We start from the raw sequence: 21,264 nt of genomic DNA, 5'->3' as shown, positions 1-21,264 counted from the left end.
GGGCCGGCCCTTGTCGGCGTAGCCGCGGAAGCCCGAATTGCGCGCGCGCAGGACTCCGGTAAACGCCCGCTGAATCCAACAAAAACTTAACCCTTATCTTCACGAACCATCCATGTGCGGGATGGTCATATAGCCCGTGACAGATGCAAGGTCTGTCGCAGATCACCTCCCCTCCCCTGGAGTTGATCGACCGGAACGGCGGCTTCTCCCCAAGCCCCGTTCTCCAGCCCCGCCGGCCCCCCCTGCCTGCGGGGCTTTTTATTGTCTGCGCGAACTGTCTGTGGGAGCGGCCATGGCCGCGATTGCCTGGGTTAGCCTGTTCCGATCCATTGCATGCCGGAAGGGCGGACATGAGCGCGAACGAGCATCTGGCCCTGATCGCCGACATCGGCGGCACCAACGCGCGCTTCGCCCTATGCGACCCGGCGGCACCGGTGCCGCAGCTGCTGCATCGGCTGCGGCTGCGCAACGCCGAGTTCGCCAGCCTGCAGCACGCCGCCGAGCATTACCTGGCGCAGGTGGGCGCACGACCCCGGCGCGCGGCGATCGCGCTCGCCTGTCCGGTCGACGGCGACGAGATGCGCCTGACCAACCGCGCCTGGTCGTTCAACCGGCACGAGCTGCGCGAGTCGCTCGGGCTGGAGGAGCTGCGCCTGGTCAACGATTTCGGCGCCATCGCACGCGCCGTACCCGTGCTGGCTGCGGACCAGCGCGCGCTCCTGCACGGGCAGCCCGAGCAGCCCCTGCGCGGCCCGGTCAGCGTGATCGGCCCCGGCACCGGCTTTGGCGTCGGCCTGCTGGTGGGCAGCGCCGGCGAGGGCTGGCAGGTGGTGGAGACCGAGGGCGGGCACGTGGGCTTCGCGCCGCTGGGCGAGGAGGAGCGCGCGCTTGCCGACTGGGCGAATGCAAGCCACGGCCGCGCGTCATGGGAGCGGCTGCTGTCCGGCAGCGGCCTGGCCGCGATCGATGCCGTGCTGCGCGAACGCGCGGGTGGCGCGGCCTGGCCGCCGCGGGAGCCTGCCGAGGTGCTGGCCGCCGCCCTGGACGGTCATGACGTGGTGGCGCGGCGCGCGCTGGCGCGCTTCTGCGCGATCCTGGGCAGCGTTGCCGGTGACATCGCGCTGGTGCACGGCGCACGCACGGTGGTGATCGCCGGCGGCATCGTGCCGCGGTTCCTGCCGTTCCTGCGCGCCAGCGCGTTCCGCGAGCGCTTCCTGGCCAAGGGCCGCTTTGCCGCCTGGCTCGAGCCGGTGGTCATCCAGGCCGTCATCCACCCCGACCCCGGCCTGCTTGGTGCGGCCATGGCGCTGCGTGAGCCGTTGCCGGCGCGTGCCGGGCCGCGCAGCACGTAAGCGCTTGACCTTGCAGCGATGGCAAGCTGCATGCTTCCGGCAAACCCGTCAGGACAGCCATCGATGGTCCAGTCAAACGTCCGCCCCCATCGCCATCTCCACGACCAGGACGATGACGGCCACGGCCACGGCCACGGCCATGCGGTAACGCAGGGCAACGAGCGTCGCATCGGCTTCGTCCTGGTCCTCACCTTTGGCTACGCGATCATCCAGGCCGTGGGCGGGTGGCTGTCGGGCTCGCTGGCGCTGATCGCCGATTCCGGCCACATGGTCTCCGACGCTGCGGCGCTGCTGCTGGCGCTGGTTGCCTATCGGCTTGCGCGGCGCCCGGCGGACGGCACCCGGACCTATGGCTTCCACCGCGTGCGCGTGCTGGCGGCGCTGGCCAACGGCGCCGCCCTGCTGCTGCTCGTGGCCTGGATCACCTGGGAGGCGATCCAGCGCTTCCAGTCCCCCACCGTGGTGATGGCGCTGCCGATGCTGGTCGTGGCCGTCGTCGGCCTGTTCGTCAACATCGCCGGGGCCTGGATCCTCTGGTCCGGCAATCGCGGCGACAGCAACCTGCGTGGTGCCCTGCTGCACGTCATCGGCGACCTGCTGGGTTCGGTGGGTGCGATCGCGGCGGCGGTGGGCATCATGCTGACCGGCTGGTCCGTGCTCGACCCGATCCTGTCGGTGCTGGTGGCACTGCTGGTCGTACGCTCGGCGTGGCGGCTGGTGTCCGATTCCATCCGGGTGCTCATCCAGGCCGTGCCGCAGGGCGTCGATGCGCGCGAGGCGGAGCGCGGGCTCGCCGCGCTGCCGCAGGTCGCCGAGGCCGGGCACTTCCATGCCTGGACGCTGACCGACGAATCCAGCGTGGCGACCGTGCACGTCAGCCCGGCCGAAGGCGTCGATCCGCTGTCACTGCCGGCGCTGGTGGCCGGATGGTTGCACGAGCGCTACGCGATCGACCATGTCACGGTGCAGGTGGACCCGGCGGGGCGCCTGGATCGCGAGCACCGCTGAGCTGGAAGACCGCGCCGGCTCCGGCGTCACGTTCGCGCGTCGCCCATCACCGACTGCGGTGCCTTCACGCAGGGGCGGACAGATTGAGGTTTTCATGAAGGAGTCCGCGCCATGTCCGGCCTGTTCGAACTTTCGATGCCGTGGTGGGAATTCGTTCTCCGCGCTGTAATTGTTTATTTCATCCTGCTGCTGATGCTGCGCGTCTCGGGCAAGCGCACCGTGGGCCAGTTCACTCCGTTCGACCTGCTGGTCGTGATCCTCCTCGGTACGGCGGTGCAGAATTCGCTGATCGGCGAAGACGTCTCGCTGCTGGGCGGCCTGATCCTTGCCGTCACGCTGATCGGTTGCAACTGGCTGGTCGGGTTCGTCACTGCGCGCAGCGAGCGTCTCGACAGGCTGATCGAAGGCAGCCCGGTGTTGCTGGCACGCGACGGCGAACTGTTCACCCGGGTACTGCGTGCCGAGGGCCTGAGCCGGCCGGATATCGACGAAGCCCTGCGTGACAACGGCCTGTCCGACATCGCCGACGCCGTATTGGTCACCCTGGAAGTTGACGGAACGATCACGGTGGTGCCGCGTGGTTCAAAAAGCTGAAACCCTTGCCACGGATCTACAGAAAAGCTCCTACGCCCCGCCCAGCTCCAGCAACCAGTCCCGTGGTCGCAGGTAGTCGTCAAGCCGCGCTTCGGGGCTGCCGGGCTCCGGCTGGTAGCCGTATTCCCAGCGGGCCAGCGGCGGAAGGCTCATCAGGATCGATTCGCTGCGGCCGCCCGACTGCAGGCCGAAGTGGGTGCCGCGGTCCCAGACCAGGTTGAACTCGACGTAGCGGCCGCGGCGGTAGAGCTGGAACTCGCGCTCGCGCTCGTCGTACTGCATGGCGCGGCGACGCTCGACGATCGGCAGCCAGGCGTCGAGGAAGCCGTCGCCGACCGCGCGCATATAGGCGAAGTCGCGTTGGAAGTCGTCGGCGAGGTCGTCGAAGAACAGGCCGCCCACGCCGCGCGTTTCATCGCGGTGCTTGAGGAAAAAGTAGTCGTCGCACCACTTCTTGTGCGCGTCGTAGCGCGCCTGGCCGCCGAAGGGTTCGCACAGCGCGCGCGCGGTGCGGTGCCAGTGCAGTACGTCTTCGTCGAAGGGATAGAAGGGCGTGAGGTCGAAGCCGCCACCGAACCAGGAGGCCACGGTTTCGCCGTCGCGCTCGGCGCGGAAATGGCGGACGTTGGCGTGGGTGGTGGGCAGATAGGGATTGCGCGGATGGAACACCAGCGACACACCCACCGCGCGCCAGGAGGCGCCGGTGAGCTCGGGCCGGTTGGCGGTGGCCGAAGGCGGCAGGCGGGTGCCGGAGACATCGGAGAAGCCGATCCCGGCCTGCTCGAATACCGCGCCGTCGCGCATGATCCGGGTGCGTCCGCCGCCCGACAGTCCGCCGTCGGCACTGTCGTCGGGTCGCGTCCAGGCGTCCTCGTGGAAGCGCGCGGCGCCGTCGGCGCCCTCCATGGCCGCGCAGATGCGGTCCTGCAGGCCGGTCAGGTAATCGCGGACCGAATTGAAGTCGTTCATGCCGGACATTGTAATGGCCGGGGCAGCGATGCCGGTCTGGCGTCACCGCCGCCCGCCTTCACCCTGTGGGAGCGGTATAGCCGCGACCCTGCGCAGCGTGGTGTTCCGATCGCGGCTATAGCCGCTCCCACAGTTCCACCTGCTGTTCTCAGGGCGCTTTCAGCGCGCGCTCGAACAGCTCGTAAATCCGGCGGTACTCGTCGTACCAGGAGTCCGGATGCACGAAGCCGTGGCGTTCCATCGGATAGCTCGCCAGCTCCCACTTGTCCTTGCGCAGCTCGATCAGGCGCTGGGCCAGCATCACCGAGTCCCTGTAGAACACGTTGTCGTCGATCATGCCGTGCGCGATCAGCAGGTGCCCCTGCAGGCCCTCGGCGTATTCCATCGGCGAGGACTTCGCATACGCCTCGGGATCGAGCTCGGGCGTGTTGAGGATGTTGGCGGTATAGCCGTGGTTGTACTGCGACCAGTCGGTCACCGGACGCAGGGCGGCGCCGGCGTGGAACTTCTCCGGCTCGCGGAACATGGCCATGAAAGTCATGAAGCCGCCGTAGCTGCCGCCGTAGATGCCGACGCGGTCGCGGTCGCCCTGGCGGTTCTGGACGATCCAGTCGATGCCGTCGAGGTAGTCCTCGAGCTCCGGCTGCCCCATCTGCCGGTAGATCGCGGTCCGCCAGTCGCGGCCGTAGCCTTCGGAGGCGCGGAAGTCGAGGTCCAGCACGATGTAACCCTGCTGCACCAGCAGGTTGTGGAACATCTGCTCGCGGAAATAGTTCGGGTAGCGGTCGCTGACGTTCTGCAGGTAGCCGGCGCCGTGCACGAACAGCACGATCGGGTATTCGCGGCCGGGCTCCATGGTGGCCGGGCCGTAATATTTCCCCCAGACGGTGCCGGCGCCGTGCTTGGAGGGCACCTGCACGGTTTCGGGCTGGATCCACTCGCGGGCCTTGAACTCCGCGGTGCGGGTGTCGGTGAGCTGGCGCGCGCTGCCGCCGGCGGCGTCGACCACCGACAGCTGCGGCGGCAGGTAGCTGGTGGAATGGCGCACCAGCACGCGGCTGCCGTCGTGCGAGGGCACGAAGTCCTCGACGCCGTTGAACGCGGTCACTTCGCGAACTTCACCGCCGCCGCTCCCGACGTGGCAGACCTCGTAGTCGCCGGGCCGCGCGCGGTTGCACAGGAACCAGAAGCCCTGGCCATCGGCGGCAAGCACCGGCATCGAGGCCTCCCAGCGGCCGGACGTCAGGGCGCGCGCGCGGCCGCCGGATGACAGGTACAGGTGCGACCAGCCCGACTCCTCGGACAGGAACCACAGCGTGCGGGCATCGGGCATCCAGCCGAATTCGTTGAAGCCCCAGTTGATCCAGGCCTCGTCGGTGAGGCGGTGCACGGGCTGCAGCGTCGCCGCAGACAGATCGACGGTCGCCAGCCAGCGGTCCTTGTTGTCGACCGAATGCAGCATCAGCGCCAGGCCGCGGCCGTCGTCGCTCCAGCGCGCACCGCCGGAGACGTCGCCGCCCCAGCCTTCGATGCGCACGGCGCGGTTGCCCTTCAGCGCGTCCTTGCCGGCGGCCTTGCGCAGGCCCGCCAGCGGGTCGGTGGTGATGCCCGGCAGCGCGTCGGTCTTCAGCTCGCGCACCTCGCCGTCGGCCACCGACACCAGCCAGAACGACTGCGGCGCCGGGTCGTTGCGGCCCACGCGGGTGCGCACGTCCTCGAACTCTTCGTAGCCGGATTCGGTGACGTACTTCGGCATCTTGCCGTCCTGGCCGGCCTCGGCGCCCTTGGCCTGGGTGACGGCGAACAGCCAGCGGCCGTCGGGCGACAGCGCGCTGCCCTGGATCTCGACGTCCTTGCCCAGGTAGGCGGCGGCCGGCGTGCGGGACGGGTCGGCGCTGCGCCAGGCCTCGGCCTGGGTGCGCATTTCTTCGCGGCGCTCGCGCTCGATGCGCAGGGTCTCGATGTAGCGCAGCTGGCGTTCGCGCAGCGCGTCGGGCCTGGGCGCAGTGCCGGGCGCGTCCTCCGCCTTCAGGCTCGCGGCCTGGCCGACGCCACCGGCGGTGGTCCAGCGGAACCAGTCGTTGCCGCTGCGCCAGGACAGGGAGCCGTCGCGACCCCACTGCAGCTGGGATTCGCCGCTTTCGGTGCGGGTCAGCTGGGTCAGCGCGCCGCCGCGCAGGTCGCGCACGAAGACGTCGCCGTTGCGCAGGAAGGCCATCCGCGCGCGGGTGGCGTCATAGATCGGGTCGGCGGCGTCGATGCCGGCGCGGGCGCCCCCGTCGACCAGGTTCGCCGCGCCGCCGGTGACCGGCTGCGCGAAGGTGTCGCGCACGTTGCTGCCCTTGCGCTTGGCCACGTAGTACGCGGTGTCGCCGTCCCAGGACCACCACGCCCGCTCCACCGGCGGACCAATCCAGTCGGGGTCGGCCATGACCTGGTGCAGGTCGAGCGCCTGCGCGGGCTGGGCCGAGACCGTGGATGCCGGCGCGATGGCCAGCAGCAGCGAAAGCGGCAGGAGTGCAAGAGAGGAGCGGTGGCGCATGGTGCGGTAATCCCCGGGAACAGTCGACGCGCCAGCGTATCAGCCGCGCGCGCCGCGGCTCTGGGCCGGTGGTCATGGCTGGCCGCGGCGCGCCATCGCGTGCGCGTCGGTAAAAGCGGTGCTTCTCCCGATTGAGGGGCTTTCGGTTGATTGTTCCGGTGATTGTTCCGGGAGGTTGCGCGCTGCCCGAGGGGGGATGCCCAGCCGGAATATGCGCATCCTGCTCCCAGTTCCGGCCGCCGGCCATCCATGGCCGGCTCTGGGCATCCCCCCTGCCTCCACGGCGGGCCCGGACCTTTTGCGCGGTGGTGGACGGAGGCAGCGTCGACGCAGATGTCGCAACCGGGCGGTCGTCACCGGATCAAGCGGCACAGCTACGCCAGGGCGACCCCTACGATCGCGAGCGTGCGCCCGCTCTTGATCTCCATCCCGAAAGCCAAGAAACTCCACGGCCCGTTCCGTGCACAGGGGGTGTGCGGAGAGCCGGCCATGGATGGCCGGCGCCCGGCCGCTGGGAGCAGGATGCGGAGACGGCCGGCGCAGCACACCCCCTGTGTGCGGGACGGGCAGCGCGGACCACAACGGAGAAATGCACGGGACGGTCAGCGCGCACCACAACGGAGAAATGCGCGGGACGATCAGCGCGCACCACAACGGAGGAATGCGCGGGACGCGCAGCGCGGACCAGGACGGAGCAGCTTTCGGCGCAACAACGCCCCAACTGTCACGGCAACGCGCGAAGCCTCGACAAGAACCAGCCACTCCGCCGGCCCGGCCGAACGTCTTTCCCTCAATCGGGAGAAGAGCCGTAAAGCCATCTTGCGCAGGGCGAATTCACGCCCTCTGGACACGGCAGGCACCGCCGGAGCGCAGAATGCAGGGGCGCGGCGCCCGGTCCCGCCGCGGAGAACGGCGTGGACGCCCTGCTGCTGTCGCGGATCCAGTTCGGCTTCGTGATCACCTTCCACATCCTGTTCCCGGCCTTCACCATCGGCCTGGCGCACTGGCTGGCCTTCCTGGAGTGGCGCTGGCTGCGCACCCGCGACACCATGTGGCGCGACCTCTATTTCTTCTGGCTCAGGATCTTCGCGATTTCCTTCGGCATGGGCGTCGTGTCGGGGATCGTGATGAGCTTCCAGTTCGGCACCAACTGGGCAATGCTCAGCGAGCGCGCCGGCGCCATCCTTGGCCCGCTGCTGGCCTACGAAGTGCTGACCGCGTTCTTCCTCGAGGCCAGCTTCCTCGGCGTGATGCTGTTCGGCTGGAAGCGGGTGTCGCCGAAGCTGCACTTCTTCTCGACCTGCATGGTCGCGCTGGGCACGCTGTTCTCGACGTTCTGGATCCTGGCCGCCAACAGCTGGATGCAGACGCCGCAGGGGCACGAGATCGTCGACGGCATGTTCCACCCGGTGGACTGGTGGGCGATCATTTTCAATCCCTCGTTCCCCTACCGGCTGGCGCACATGGTGCTGGCCGCGTTCATCACCACCTGCATGGTGATCGGTGGGGTCAGCGCCTGGCACCTGCGCCGCGGCGTCCACGTCGAAGCGGGGCGCAGGTCGCTGAAGCTCGCGGTCGCATTCGCCGCGATCGCGCTGCCGCTGCAGGTACTGGTGGGTGACCTGCACGGGCTCAACGTCGGCGAACACCAGCCGGTGAAACTGGCGGCGATGGAAGGCCACTGGGAACATGGCGAACCCGGGGCCGGCGTGCCGCTGGTGCTGTTCGCGTGGCCGGACGCCGCCGCCGAGCGCAACCGCTACGAAGTCGCGGTCCCGCGCCTGGGCAGCCTGCTCCTGACCCACAGCTGGGACGGCGAGATCGAGCCCCTGGCCGCGGTCCCGGCCAGCGAGCGCCCGCCGGTGGCGCCGGTGTTCTGGGGCTTCCGGATCATGGTCGGGCTGGGGGTCGCGATGCTGCTGCTGGCGCTGTCTTCGGCCTGGGCCTGGTGGCGCGGATGGCTGTTCGAGTCGCGCTGGCTGCTCAACGGCTGGCGGCTGCTGAGTCCGGCGGGTTTCATCGCGCTGCTGGCGGGCTGGTACGTGGTCGAGATCGGGCGCCAGCCCTGGGTGGTCTACGGCCTGCTGCGCACCAGCGAGGCGCTGAGCCCCAACATCACCGCGGCCGCGGTGCTGTCATCGCTGATCACCTACGCCGTGGCCTACGCGGTGATTTTCGGCGCCGGCATCTGGTACCTGCTCGGCCTGGTGCGCAAGGGCCCGCAGCCGTTCGAGGACGCGCCCGACACCGAGGGCGGCGACAGGACCCCCGCACGCCCGCTGTCGGTGGGTGACCGCGACGATGCGCGCACGGAGGGCACGTGATGGACACCGCGACCTGGCTGCCGGTGGCCTGGTACTTCGTGATCGGCTTTGGCGTGCTGATGTACGTGCTGCTGGACGGCTTCGTGCTGGGCCTGGGCATCCTCGCGCCCTTCGCCGAGGACGGCGACCAGCTCGACAACATGATGAACACCGCCGCGCCGATCTGGGACGGCAACGAGACCTGGCTGGTGCTCGGCGGCACGGGGCTTCTGGCCGCGTTCCCGAAGGCGTACGCGATCCTGCTGTCGGCGCTCTACCTGCCGGTGCTGATGATGCTGATCGCGCTGATCTTCCGCGGCGTGGCCTTCGAGTTCCGCTTCAAGGCGCGGCGCGCCAGGCGCTTCTGGGGCGCTGCGTTCGCGGTGGGTTCGATGGTGGCGGCGTTCGCGCAGGGGCTGATCCTCGGCGCGCTGGTCGAGGGCATGCCGCTGGAAGAGGGCAAGTACCTCGGCGGCGCATTCGACTGGTTCAGCCCGTTCTCGATGCTGACCGGCGCAGCGGTGCTGTTCGGCTATGCGCTGCTCGGTGCCTGCTGGCTGATCCTGAAGACCGAAGGCCCCTTGCAGCGGGTGGCGCGCAACCTCACCCGGCCGCTGGTGCTGGTGGTGGTGGTGTTCATGGGCCTGGTCAGCGCCTGGCTGCCCTTCCTGGATTCCCAGGTCATGGCGCGCTGGTTCGAGGGCGGGAACTTCTGGTGGCTGGCGCCGGTGCCGCTGCTGGCGCTGGCGAACGCGTTCCTGCTGTGGCGTGCGGTGATGCGGGAGGGGCGCGACGTGGCGCCGTTCCTGCTTACGCTGGCGTTCTTCGTGCTCGGCTTCATCGGCCTGGTGATCGGCATCTGGCCGAACATCATCCCGCCCTCGCTGAGCATCTGGGAGGCGTCCTCGCCGCCGTCTTCGCAGACCTTCACCCTGGTCGGGCTGGTCGTGCTGCTGCCGATCATCCTCGGCTACACGGCGTGGTCGTATTCGGTGTTTCGCGGCAAGGTCCAAGCGGACGCGGGCTACCACTGAAGATTCCCGCCGCCCCGCGCACGCCGGTGCAGGGCGGCGTGGCGCGCTTGCTTTATGCTTCCCTGTGCACGCGTGCGCCCACACGCCGGACCAGCAGATGCAAGCCTTCGTCTACAAGAGCCTGAAAAAGGCCGATACCTACGTCTACCTCGCCGGCCGCGACGACTTCGGCCGCATCGCCGCTCCGCTCCGCACCGAGCTCGGCGAGCTGCGCTTCGTGCTCGAAGTCGCGCTCGATCCCGGCCGCCGGCTGGCGCGGGAAGATGCCGACGTGGTGCGCGCCAACCTGGTGGCCCGCGGCTTCCACCTGCAGATGCCGCCGCGCGCCGACGTCGATCCGCTGACCGACGACTGGGGCACCGATGCCTGAGCCTGCGCCCCTGAAGCACGGGCTGCTGCTTGCCGCCGGAGCGGGGTTCGCGCTGCTCGCCGGCGTGCCCGAAGCCTCCGTTGCCGCCGCCGCCGCGTGGCTGGCGCAGCCGGTTCTGGCGCTGGGCCTGCGCGGCTTTCGTGGTGGCGGCCTGCCGGCCGGTGCCGGGCTTCGCCGCGACCTGCTGGCGCTGGCCCTGCTGTGGGCGCTGGCCATGGCAAGCACGGCGCTGCTCGTGGGCTGGCCGCTCTCGGCCCTGCTTGCAAGCGGCGGCGCATCGCTGGGAGCCGCGGTTGCCCTCAGCGCGACCGCGGGCCTGGGCGTGATCGCGCTGTGGCGGCTGTGGCCGCTGTGGCACCTGGTCGAATGCGAAGGGGGCCGCGGGCTTGCGGGCCACTGGCATGCCCTGGATGGACACGATGGTTCCAGCTGGCGCGGCCTCGGCGCCGCGTTGGCGATCGCTGCGGTGCTGGCGCTGGCGCTGGCCCTCGCCTGGCCGGGGCTGGTGGCCGGTGGCCTGCGCTGGGCGCTGGCTGCCCTGGCCGCGCTGGCCTGGCCGCTGCTGCACCTGGCCCTGGTGCGCACGCCGCTGCCCGTAGCCGAGCTTGAAGTGCTCGAGATGCCGGAGCCGAGAAATACCCCGGAGGTCGACGACGCCGATGCCGATCCCGCCGTCGCCCTCTACGCTGCCGCCCGCAGCGGCCGCGTCGAGCGCGCGCTGGCCCTGCTTGGCGAGGGCGCCGATCCGCGGGCGCTGCCCGACCCGGACGGCCGCGACCAGCGGGCGCTGCCGGTGCTTGCAGCGGTGCTGCCCGACCTGCGCCTGCTGCGCGCCCTGATCACGGGCGGCGTCGACCTCAACCACGCCCACGCCGGGCTGACGCCGCTGCTGGCGGCCACCCGCGACAGCTGGCACGGTCGCCCCGAGGCGGTCATGACCCTGCTGGCTAACGGCGCCGATCCACGCGCCGCCGACCGCGATGGCAATACGCCGCTGCACCACGCCGCGCGCAGTTCCGATCCGGGCGTCGCCGCCCTGCTGCATGACGCCGCCGCCGAGGTCGACGCGCACAACCTCGAAGGGGTCACGCCGCTCGGGATCGCCTGCGGCTGCGGCAACTGGCGAATCGCGCGCTTCCTGCTGGAGCGGGGCGCGCGCACGGAACCCGAAGGCGGGTCGCCGCCGCTGCTGGCCGCGGCCGGCGGCGAGGACGACGACGTCGCGGGCGTCGCGCTGCTGCTCAAGCACAAGGCGAAGCTGGATGCCCGCGATGCGCAGGGTCGCAGCGCCCTGCACGAAGCGGCGCTTGCCGGCCATGTCGAAACCATGGCTGCGCTGATCGAAGCCCGTGCCGACGCCGATGCCCGCGACCGGCAGGGCCGGAGCCCGCTGCACGAGGCCGCTGTGGGCGGACACACCGCCGCGCTGGACCTGTTCGCCGGCCGCGCCGACCTGCATGCGGTCGATGGCGAGGGTCGCAACGCCCTGCACCTGGCCTGCCTGGGCGGGCGCGGCACCGCGGCGCTGGCCTCGCGCCTGCTGGAGCTCGGGGTCGACGCCGGGCTCGCCGATGCCACCGGCAAGCGTCCGGTCGACCACGCCGCCGCCGGCGGCCGCTGGGCCATGGTGGCCGCGCTCGACCCCGAGCACCCGCTGCCGGCCAGCGTGCGCGGCGACGACAGCGAACTGCCGGCCGACCGCGCGCCGCTGGAGGTGCTGCGCGAACAGCTGGGCGAAGGACGCTTCGAAGGCCTCGAGCCGCTGGCCCAGCTGCTGTCCCCGGCCGAACTCGGCGGCCTGCTGGTGGACGGCGACGCCGTGCCGGCGCCGGCGCGGATCGACTGGCTGCTGCTCAACGGCGCCGATCCCGACGCCCGCAACGAGCCTGGCGACACCGCGCTGATGCAGCTGCTCGGGCGGGGGACCAGGGCCCTTGCCGCCACCCAGGCCCTGCTACGTGGCGGCGCGTCGCCGGCTGGTGCCGGTGGCCTCGCGCGCTTCCTCGAAGCCTGCGTGCGCGAGGACCAGGCCGGGCGCGGCCTGGAGCAGTTCGCGCTTGAGCTCATCGAGCGCGGCGCCGACCTGTTCGCGCCTTCGCCATGCGGCGAGCCCGCGGCGGCGCTGGCCGTGCGCCTGGGCTGGATGCGCCTGCTCGAGCGCCTGGTCGCCGACGGCGTCGACCTCGACCACCGCGACGGCCATGGCATGACCGCCCTGCACCTGGCGGCAGCCCTCGCCCGCGAACCCGCGCTCAAGCTGCTGGTCCAGGGCGGCGCATCGCCGGACGTGCGCGCCGCGGATGGCCAGACCCCGCTCGGCGTGGCGCTTTCAGCGGGACGCCGCGACCTTGCCGACTGGCTCGACTGGCGCGGCTGGGCGCTGCCCCGGCGCCCGCTGCAGGCCAGCGACCTGCCGGCCGCGGCCATGGTCGGCGACCGCGACGCCGTGCGCCGCCTGCTCGAGCTCGGCTTTCCGATCGATGCCGCCGACGACAAGGGCTGCACCGCGCTGCTGCGCGCCGCCGGTGGCGGACACGCCGGGACCCTTGAGCTGCTGCTCGAACGCGGGGCCGACCCCCAGCGCGCCGCGCACACCGGCGCCACGCCGCTCTCGGCCGCGGTCAGCATGCGCCACGTCGCGATCGTCGACCGCCTGCTCGTGGCCAGGGCCGCGCTGGAACATCGCCTGCCCGGCGACGTGACCGTGCTGATGCTGGCCGCGGCGCTCGGCATGCCCGATGTCTGCGCGCGCCTGCTCACCGCCGGCGCCAACATCCAGGCCGCCGACGCACAGGGCCTGACGCCGCTGCACTGCGCCGCGCTCTACGGCTTCACCGCGCGCGACCGCCCGCGCCTGCTCGCCCTGTTCGACACCCTGCTGCTGGCCGGCGCAGAGCCCGACGCCATCGCCGCCGGCGGGGTCACTCCGCTGCTGCTGCTGCTCGGCGCGCGCGCCGAACCCGGCACCGCCTGCGACGAGGACGTGGTGCTGTCGGCCGTCGACCGCCTGCTCGACGAGGACACCCGCCTGGATGCGCAGGACCCGCGCGGCTTCGGTCCGCTGCACCTGGCCGCGCTGCACGGCCTGCTGCGCCTGGCCCGCCACCTGCTGCGCGCCGGCTGCGATCCCGACCTGCGCGACGCCCTCAACCGGACCCCGCGCGAGGTCGCGGTGATGCGTGGCTTCATCGATGTCGCCGCCGAGTTCGCCCCGGCGCAGGCCGGAGTGTCGATGGCCCGGTTCCTGCGCGACCGCAGCTGAGGCCGCGCCTCAGCTTCCCGGTTCGAGCGCGGAGCGCAGTCGCAGTCCGGTCCCCGCCAGCGTCGCCCGGCCGGGGATGCCCGCCATGCGGGCGTTGCCGTCGTCTTCGACCCTCCAGGGAGCCCGGGTCTGTTCGCCGGGGACGTGCACGGTCCACTGTCCGTAGCCGGTCGGCTCGCCGAGGGTGAACTCCACGGGAATGCGCATCACATAGTCCGGCTTGCCGGCATGCGGCCCGGTGACTGGCGGATGGAAGGTCCAGCTGCCGGCCTTGTCCGCGGCCGCCTGTGCCAGCCGCGAGCGGACCTGCGCCGCTTCCCTGGGCCGGGCCAGGACCGTGAGATTCACCTGTTCGACGTGGGTGTCCACCACCTGGCCGGACGCGTCCACGCGCAGTATCAGGTACACGATGCCGCTGGCGCCGGCGCGCAGCATGTCGGTCGGGTAGCGCGGCGGTTCCATGACGCCCTTTTGCAGCCGCGCCTCTTCCGGCAGGTCGTCCTCGATCGACGCCCCGGTGATGGAAACCCCGTACTGGTCGTCATCGATGCGGCGTGCCACCAGCCGCACCGAGAAGGGCGTGGAGGAGGCCACCGGAACGCCGTCCACCGTCGCGGGATTGACGGTCCAGTTCGGCGCGTGCCGCATGACGTGCTGGAGCGCGAGCGGGTCGACCCGTTCGCTGTCCTGGATCGAAACGGCGGTCACCGAGCCGTCTGCGGCCACGTCGATGCGTCCCTTGAGCAGCATCGAGCCTTCAAGCTGCTTCATCAGCCCGCTGCGGGTCTGCGCCGGCGCCGGTCCTGCCAGCGCGAGCAGCAGCACCATCAGTCCGCCGGCAAGGCGGTGCGTCCATGTGCGTTCCATCAGGTCTCTCCCTTTTCCCGGGTCAGGCCGCGGAGCTTGCCACAGACGCCCGCGTTCAGTCCGCGGGCGAAAGCACCCAGGCCTGGCTGTCGATGCCGCTGCAGGTCGAGGCCTGCACCTTGCGGCGCATCGTGCGCGAGTGGTCCAGGCACAGGCCGTTGACGCGCAGCTCGCTGGCCGGCGTCGACGAGAAGCGCTGGCTGGCCTGGCCGCTGCAGGCCTGCAGCTGCACCGCGGCGCCATGCCGCGCCCCGGCCACCGTGGCGCAGCGGTCCGATGCCGGGTTGTACAGCGATCCGTCGCCCCGCAGCACCCAGCGCTGCCGGTCCGCGCCGGTGCAGGGCCAGGCCGCCAGGCCCGCGCCGGACACCGGGAGCGCCGGGTGCAGGCACTGCCCCGACAGCGTCATGACCCTGGACTCGACCGTGTCGCCGGTGCCGACGATGCGGTACAGGGTGCCGGTCAGGCTGGCCAGGTACAGCTCGCCGTCGACGTCCTCGCCGAACGCGACCGGCTGGCTGATCGTGCCTGCGGGGATCGGGTCTTCGACCCGCGGCTGGCCGTCGTCGAAGGTGATCGTGCGCACCGCGGTATTGCAGTAGTCGGTGAAGAAGTAGCGCCCCGCCAGCGACGGGTGGGACGAGCCCCGGTAGACGCGGCCACCGGTGATCGAGCAGTTGCCGCCGGCATGGGAGGTCGTCACCAGCGGCTCGAAGTACGCGCCGCTGCAGCCGGAGGCGTTGTAGGGCTGGTCGCCTTCGTAGCAGCGCCAGCCCAGGTTCAGCCCGCCGCCGGTGCCGGCGGTGATGAGGTTGATCTCTTCGTACGCGTTCTGGCCGACGTCGGCGATCCAGAGGTCGCCGGTGAGCGAGTCGAAGGCGATGCGCCACGGGTTGCGCAGGCCCAGCGCGTAGACCTCGTCGCAGCCGGCTCCGCCGAGGCCGTCGGTATAGGCGTTGTCGGGCGGGATGCCGTAGTGCGCGCCCGTGGCCAGGCTGCAGTCGGGCGCGGTGCCGCCGCCGGCGCCGTCGACGTCGATGCGCAGCAGCTTGCCCAGCAGGCGGTTCGGGTTCTGGGCGTTGTTGTGTGGATCGCCACCGCTGCCGCCGTCGCCCGAGGCGATGTAGAGGTAGCCGTCCGGGCCAAACTGGATGTCACCGCCGTTGTGGTTGCTGTAGGGCTGCTCGAACTCCATCAGCACCAGCTCGGAGCCCGGGTCGGCGACGTCGGGATTGCCGCCGACGGTGAAGCGCGAGATGCGGGTGCGGTCCGTGCCGCTGCCCGGCGGGTCCCAGGTGTAGTTGACGTAGAAGTGGCCATTGCTCGCGTAGTCCGGATGGAAGGCCAGGCCGAGCAGGCCCTGCTCGTTGCCCGAGTCGTCCACGCGCGCGGTGATGTCGAGGAAGGGTACGGGCAGCACCACGCCGTCATCGATCACGCGGATGCGGCCCGGCTGTTCGGCCACGAACAGGCGCGCATCGCCGGCGTGGGTGATCACCACCGGCTGGCCGAGCCCGGTCGCGAAGGGCTCGAGCACGGCGTCGGCCTCTGGCGGCGGCATCGGCGGCGGCGGTCCGGAATCCCCGTTCTGCACGTTGACGGTCAGCTGGCGGGTGCCGATGCCGTCACCGAGCAGGTCGAGCTGGCCGTTGCTGGAGTTGCCGGCGGCGTACAGGGTCACCGGGCCGTTCCAGGCCGGCGCCTGCCAGCGGAAGCTGAAGCTGGTGCTGCCGTTGGCGAAGGCCTTGGGCTGCCTGTGCGAAATCTCGCCGCCGATCACGTGCACGTCCTTGCCGGTTGCGCTGAAGCTGCCGGCGTCGCCCGATGCGGACACGCCGAGGCCGCCGGTGCCGCCGGGACCACCGCTGATGGTCACGGTGTAGTCGGCGATGGTGCCGGCATCCAGGACCTGCGGGCCGCTGATGGTGACCGTGGGCGTTGCCGGGCCGGGCGCGTGGCAGGCGGTGCAGGTGGATCCGCCGTTGGTACCGGGGTTACCCGAGAAACCATCGCGCCCGAAGCGACTGGCGTCGGCGCTGCCCCAGGCGGACAGGATGACGATGACGGCACACGCGCGAACCCGGTACTTGCCCATTGAACTCACCGATTAGCCCCGAAGCCGCCGAGTATTGCGCATCGATGGAGTGTGCGTCAGCCCGGGCCGACCCCACCGGCTGCGTGCACTGCCGGCGCATGCCCGATGACGCCGCTGGGCGAGGGCTGATCCGGAAGCAATCACCGGCGGCGCTTCAAACACAAAGGGCCCCGCGGTTGCGGGGCCCTTTGTGAACGGTGGATCTTCGCAGGCTCAGCGCTTCATCGAAGCAAAGAACTCGTCGTTGGACTTGGAGGTCTTCATCTTGTCGAGCAGGAACTCCATTGCCGCGATCTCGTCCATCGGGTGCAGCAGCTTGCGCAGGATCCAGATCTTCTGCAGCAGCTCCGGCTCGATGAGGTAATCCTCGCGGCGGGTACCCGACTGGTTGACGTTGATCGCCGGGTAGACGCGCTTCTCGGTGATGCGGCGGTCCAGGTGCACTTCCGAGTTGCCGGTGCCCTTGAACTCCTCGTAGATCACCTTGTCCATCGCGCTGCCGGTATCGACCAGCGCCGTGGCGATGATGGTCAGCGAGCCGCCTTCCTCGACGTTGCGCGCGGCGCCGAAGAAGCGCTTCGGGCGGTGCAGCGCGTTGGCGTCCACGCCGCCGGTGAGCACCTTGCCGGAGCTCGGCAGCACGTTGTTGTAGGCGCGGGCCAGGCGGGTGATCGAGTCGAGCAGGATCACCACGTCCTTCTTGTGCTCGACCAGGCGCTTGGCGCGCTCGATCACCATCTCGGCGACCTGCACGTGGCGCGCGGCCGGCTCGTCGAAGGTCGAGCTGATCACTTCGCCGCGCACCGTGCGCTGCATCTCGGTGACTTCTTCCGGCCGCTCGTCGATGAGCAGCACGATCAGGTGCACGTCGGGATGGTTGTAGGTAATGGCGCTTGCGATCTGCTGCATCATGATCGTCTTGCCGGCCTTGGGCGGCGACACGATCAGCGCGCGCTGGCCCTTGCCCTGCGGGGCCATCAGGTCGAGGACGCGGCCGGCGATGTCCTCGCTTGAGCCGTCGCCGCGCTCGAGCTTGAACTTCTTGCGCGGGAACAGCGGCGTCAGGTTCTCGAACAGCACCTTGTTCTTCGACGCCTCGATCGGCTCGCCGTTGATGGTGTCGACCACGTTGAGCGCGAAGTAGCGCTCGCCGTCCTTGGGCCAGCGGATGCGGCCGGACAGGTGGTCGCCGGTGCGCAGGTTGAAGCGGCGGACCTGGCTGGGCGAGATGTAGGTGTCGTCGGGGCCGGCGAGGTAGCTCGCCTCGGCCGCGCGCAGGAAGCCGAAGCCGTCCGGCAGGAGTTCCAGCACGCCGTCGGCGACCACGCCTTCGCCGTGGCGGGTCAGCACCTTCAGCAGGGCGAAGATCACGTCCTGCTTGCGGGCGCGGGCCACGCCTTCGTGGATGTTCAGCTGGTCGGCGATGTCGAGCAGCTTCTGCGCCGGCATCCGCTTGAGGTCCGACAGCGAGTACTGCGGGAAGCCCTCGGGGATGTTCGGCGGCGGCAGGCGGTTGGCCTGGTCGTTGTTGTCGGTCGGCAGGCCGTCGTCGCGGGGGCGATCGCCGCGCGGACGGTCGCGGTCGCGGCGGTTGCGCGAACGGTCCCGGCGGTTGCCCTGGCCATGCTGCTGCTGGTCGCCGCCCTGGGCCTGGCCGTGCTGCTGGTTACCCTGCTGCTGGTTGCCGCCCTGGGCCTGGCCCTGCTGCTGGCCACCCTGGTGCTGGTTGCCCTGTGCCTGGCGCGGGCTGCCACCGTCCCGGGAGCCGGAGCGGTCATCGCTTCCGGACTGCGCGCTGCCGGCTTCGGCCTGCGGCGTCGACTGGGAGGAAGCGGGCGCGGGGGCCGGAGCCTGGGCCTGGGCGGGAGCCTGGGCCTGGGCGTTTGCCGGGGGCTGCGTGGCGGGCGCCGCGGCTGCCGCGGGCGCGTCGGCCGCGGGCTTCTTCGCGGGGGCGTCGACCTTGAGCTCGGCCTGGACCGGCTTTTCTGCCTGGGTCGTGCCGGCAGCGTCGGCCTGGGCGGCGGCTGCCTTGGTTACGCGCGGCTTGCGCACGCGCTTCACGGCGGTTTCGCCGGGATCGGAAGGATTGTCTGACAAGTGCTGAACCTCGCTTGCTGCGAGCGCCCTGGACGGGCGGCCTGCGAATGGGCTGGTGGGGTGTTGCAGAAGGTGCGGCGCGATGGAGCGCGCCGGGGTACCGGTGAAACTAGCATCCCGTGGAGCGTGCGGCAAGCGCCGGCATGGCGGTGCCGGCAGCGGTCGAAGGGAAAACGGGGAGCGGCCGCGGGAGCAGCGATGGCTGCGACCCGGTGGATCAGAGCGTCCGCTCCGATCGCTGGGTGCCGGTCGCAGCTGTAGCTGCTCCTACGGTAGCGACGCGCTGGATGGTGCCAGCGCGTCAGCCGCGACGGGCCTCAGAGGGCCTTGTCGATCATCTGGGCGAGGACCGGCTTGCCGACGGCGCCGATCTGGGTGGCCTGGACCTGGCCGCCCTTGAACAGCAGCAGCATCGGGATCGAGCGCACGTGGTACTTCAGGGCGGTGGCGCGGTTCTGGTCGATGTCGATCTTCACCACCTTGGCGCGTCCGGCGTATTCGCCGGCGAGCTCGTCCAGGGCGGGGGCGATCATCTTGCACGGACCGCACCAGGGCGCCCAGAAGTCGACCAGGACCGGCTCCTCGGAGGCGAGGACGGTGGCGTCGAAATCGGTATCGCTGGCGTGGATGACGGCTTGGGTCACGGGGGTCTCCTGCATGGGGCGGTCGGGCCGGCCCCGGTGGGCGGGCCGGTTGGCGGCCGCGGTAGCTGCTAAGCTTGGGCGATTCGCGGCCGATTCAAGTGGCTGCCCCGTCGGAGGGGGCGGGCCTCGAGCGGGCAAGCCGCCGCGACATCTCCACGGCAGTCTGCTTGGCTGCCGCCTTCCACGCAAGCGCGCCACGCCGCGCAGACTTCCGACGAATGACCGACAAACCACTTACCGACCTTACCTTCTCTTCCTTTGACCTCCACCCGCGGCTGCAGGCCGGCCTGGAGATCGCCGGGTTCACGCGCCTCACGCCGATCCAGGCGCTGAGCCTGCCGGTGGCACTCCCCGGCGGCGACGTCGCCGGCCAGGCCCAGACCGGCACCGGCAAGACGCTGGCCTTCCTGGTCACGGTGATGAACCGCCTGCTGACCCGCCCGGCGCTGGCCGACCGCAAGCCCGAGGACCCGCGCGCGCTGATCCTTGCGCCCACCCGCGAGCTCGCGATCCAGATCCACAAGGACGCGGTGAAGTTCGGCCCCGAGCTGGGCCTGCGCTTCGCCCTGGTCTACGGCGGCGTCGACTACGACAAGCAGCGCCAGCTGCTGCAGGAAGGCGTGGACGTCATCATCGCCACCCCCGGCCGCCTGATCGACTACGTCAAGCAGCACAAGGTGGTCAGCTTGCACGCCTGCGAGATCTGCGTGCTGGACGAGGCCGACCGCATGTTCGACCTCGGCTTCATCAAGGACATCCGCTTCCTGCTGCGCCGCATGCCGGTGCGCACCGAGCGCCAGACCCTGCTGTATTCGGCCACGCTGAGCCATCGCGTGCTGGAGCTGGCCTACGAGCACATGAACGAGCCGCAGAAGCTGGTGGTCGAGACCGAGACCATCACCGCGGCCCGCGTGCGCCAGAAGCTCTATTACCCGTCGGACGAGGAAAAGCTGCCGCTGCTGCTGGGGCTGCTGTCCCGCGGCGAGGGCGCCCGCACCATGGTGTTCGTCAACACCAAGGTGTTCGTCGAGCGCGTTGCGCGTTCGCTTGAGCGTGCCGGCTATCGCGTCGGCGTGCTGTCGGGCGACGTGCCGCAGAAGAAGCGCGAGAGCCTGCTGAAGAAGTTCCAGGCCGGCCAGCTCGAGATCCTGGTCGCCACCGACGTCGCCGCCCGCGGCCTGCACATCGACGGCGTCAAGTACGTCTACAACTACGACCTGCCGTTCGACGCCGAGGACTATGTCCATCGCATCGGCCGCACTGCGCGCCTGGGCGAGGAGGGCGACGCGATCAGCTTTGCCTGCGAGCGCTACGCGATCGGCCTGCCCGACATCGAGGCCTTCATCGAGCAGAAGATCCCGTCGGAGCCGGTGAGCGCCGAGCTCCTGACCGCGCTGCCGCGCAAGCCGCGCGAAGGCGTGGAGCTCGAGCCGGAAGCCGGCGAGAGCGTGAGCGAGATCTTCCGCGAGGCGCGCGAGCAGCGTGCCGCCGAGGATGCCCGCCGCGGCGGCGGTCGTCGCGAGGGTGGCGGCCGTTCCAGCGGTCCGCGCAGCGGGTCCGAGGGTCGGCCCGAGCGCGCTCCGCGCAAGCCGCGTGAGCCGCGTGCGGACGTGGCCGCGGCCGATGATGCGGCCGCCGGGAACGTGGCGTCGCCAGCCACGGCGGCAACCGCCGCACCTGCTGCCGCAGCTGCCGCAGCTCCGGGAGACGTCGCGGGCGCCGACGGAGAGCGCGCACCGCGCAAGCGTCGTCGTCGTCGCGGCGGTCGTCGCGTCAACGCCGAGGGCCAGCAGGTCGAAGGCGGCCGACAGGACGAAGGCGGGCAGTCGAAGAGCAGCGCCGAAGCCGGCGCCCCGCCTGCGCGTGCACCGCGGCCCAGGCCGCAGCCGAAGCCGCAGCAGCAGGCCCAGCCGGTGCCAGCGCCGGCCGCCGGCCAGCAGCCGGGGACGCCTGCCGCGTCCGCACCGGTGCAGGAGCCGTCGCTGTTCGGCCGCATCGGCCAGGGCCTGCGCAAGCTGGTCAAGCGCGGGCCGCGCTCGCAGCACTGAACCGGTCCGGTCACCCGACCGGATCCGCACGTCTGGCCGCAAAGCGGCCATCAAGCGATACTCGCGTCTCCACACGACG

General features: G+C 70.8%; 14 protein-coding genes. 8 read left to right on the top strand and 6 right to left on the bottom strand.

Going from position 1 to position 21,264, the window contains the following annotated elements; translation table 11 throughout:
* Positions 1–350: 350 nt before the first annotated feature.
* The 3 genes from glk (at position 351) to WCD84_RS00895 (ending at position 2,954) form a co-directional block, all read left to right on the top strand.
* The gene (glk, locus tag WCD84_RS00905; protein WP_343280108.1) at positions 351–1,352 is read left to right on the top strand and encodes a glucokinase; all 1,002 of its coding nucleotides are present in this window, start codon (positions 351–353) and stop codon (positions 1,350–1,352) included.
* A 63-nt stretch (positions 1,353–1,415) separates the two neighbouring features.
* Positions 1,416–2,360, top strand: coding sequence for a cation diffusion facilitator family transporter (locus WCD84_RS00900; RefSeq protein ID WP_343280107.1), 945 nt, complete (start codon positions 1,416–1,418; stop codon positions 2,358–2,360).
* Positions 2,361–2,471: 111 nt separating this feature from the next.
* A complete protein-coding gene (locus WCD84_RS00895; RefSeq protein ID WP_343256208.1) occupies positions 2,472–2,954 on the top strand; it encodes a DUF421 domain-containing protein in 483 nt (160 codons plus the stop codon).
* A 30-nt stretch (positions 2,955–2,984) separates the two neighbouring features.
* Here the strand turns inward: WCD84_RS00895 and hemF are convergent, their stop codons facing one another.
* Both hemF and WCD84_RS00885 read right to left on the bottom strand, forming a co-directional pair.
* Positions 2,985–3,923 (bottom strand): oxygen-dependent coproporphyrinogen oxidase, encoded by a 939-nt coding sequence (hemF, locus tag WCD84_RS00890; RefSeq protein ID WP_343280106.1) that lies wholly within the window; start codon positions 3,921–3,923, stop codon positions 2,985–2,987.
* Positions 3,924–4,071: 148 nt separating this feature from the next.
* Positions 4,072–6,465, bottom strand: coding sequence for a S9 family peptidase (locus tag WCD84_RS00885; protein ID WP_343280105.1), 2,394 nt, complete (start codon positions 6,463–6,465; stop codon positions 4,072–4,074).
* Positions 6,466–7,379: 914 nt separating this feature from the next.
* On the opposite strand from WCD84_RS00885, the gene WCD84_RS00880 reads away from it, so the two are divergent.
* The 4 genes from WCD84_RS00880 to WCD84_RS00865 all read left to right on the top strand — a co-directional run bounded on the left by WCD84_RS00880 (position 7,380) and on the right by WCD84_RS00865 (position 13,434).
* Complete coding sequence (locus WCD84_RS00880) at positions 7,380–8,789, top strand: cytochrome ubiquinol oxidase subunit I (protein ID WP_343280104.1); 1,410 nt, start codon at positions 7,380–7,382, stop codon at positions 8,787–8,789.
* Positions 8,789–9,802, top strand: coding sequence for a cytochrome d ubiquinol oxidase subunit II (gene cydB, locus WCD84_RS00875; RefSeq protein ID WP_343280103.1), 1,014 nt, complete (start codon positions 8,789–8,791; stop codon positions 9,800–9,802). Before WCD84_RS00880 ends, cydB begins: the two co-directional genes overlap by 1 nt.
* A gap of 97 nt (positions 9,803–9,899) precedes the next feature.
* Entirely contained in the window at positions 9,900–10,172 is a 273-nt protein-coding gene (locus WCD84_RS00870; RefSeq protein ID WP_343255557.1) for a YcgL domain-containing protein, read from the top strand.
* Entirely contained in the window at positions 10,165–13,434 is a 3,270-nt protein-coding gene (locus WCD84_RS00865) for an ankyrin repeat domain-containing protein (RefSeq protein WP_343280102.1), read from the top strand. Before WCD84_RS00870 ends, WCD84_RS00865 begins: the two co-directional genes overlap by 8 nt.
* Before the next feature lie 9 nt (positions 13,435–13,443).
* On the opposite strand, the gene WCD84_RS00860 is transcribed toward WCD84_RS00865, so the two are convergent.
* The 4 genes from WCD84_RS00860 to trxA all read right to left on the bottom strand — a co-directional run bounded on the left by WCD84_RS00860 (position 13,444) and on the right by trxA (position 19,137).
* The gene (locus tag WCD84_RS00860; RefSeq protein ID WP_343280101.1) at positions 13,444–14,301 is read right to left on the bottom strand and encodes an energy transducer TonB; all 858 of its coding nucleotides are present in this window, start codon (positions 14,299–14,301) and stop codon (positions 13,444–13,446) included.
* A 55-nt stretch (positions 14,302–14,356) separates the two neighbouring features.
* Positions 14,357–16,396 (bottom strand): choice-of-anchor V domain-containing protein, encoded by a 2,040-nt coding sequence (locus tag WCD84_RS00855; RefSeq protein ID WP_343280100.1) that lies wholly within the window; start codon positions 16,394–16,396, stop codon positions 14,357–14,359.
* A gap of 213 nt (positions 16,397–16,609) precedes the next feature.
* Entirely contained in the window at positions 16,610–18,493 is a 1,884-nt protein-coding gene (rho, locus tag WCD84_RS00850; RefSeq protein ID WP_343280099.1) for a transcription termination factor Rho, read from the bottom strand.
* A 317-nt stretch (positions 18,494–18,810) separates the two neighbouring features.
* The gene (trxA, locus tag WCD84_RS00845; protein WP_343280098.1) at positions 18,811–19,137 is read right to left on the bottom strand and encodes a thioredoxin; all 327 of its coding nucleotides are present in this window, start codon (positions 19,135–19,137) and stop codon (positions 18,811–18,813) included.
* A 218-nt stretch (positions 19,138–19,355) separates the two neighbouring features.
* Between trxA and rhlB the strand changes: the two genes are divergently transcribed.
* Positions 19,356–21,185 carry an ATP-dependent RNA helicase RhlB gene (gene rhlB, locus WCD84_RS00840; protein WP_343255563.1) on the top strand — a complete coding sequence of 610 codons (1,830 nt, stop codon included), beginning with the start codon at positions 19,356–19,358 and terminating at the stop codon, positions 21,183–21,185.
* Positions 21,186–21,264 lie beyond the last annotated feature (79 nt).

The sequence above is a fragment of the Luteimonas changyuni genome, from assembly GCF_039548395.1.
Taxonomy (GTDB): Bacteria; Pseudomonadota; Gammaproteobacteria; order Xanthomonadales; family Xanthomonadaceae; genus Luteimonas.
The sequence above is the reverse complement of the archived record's forward strand: the minus strand, read 5'-3'. Positions and strand labels throughout refer to the sequence as shown.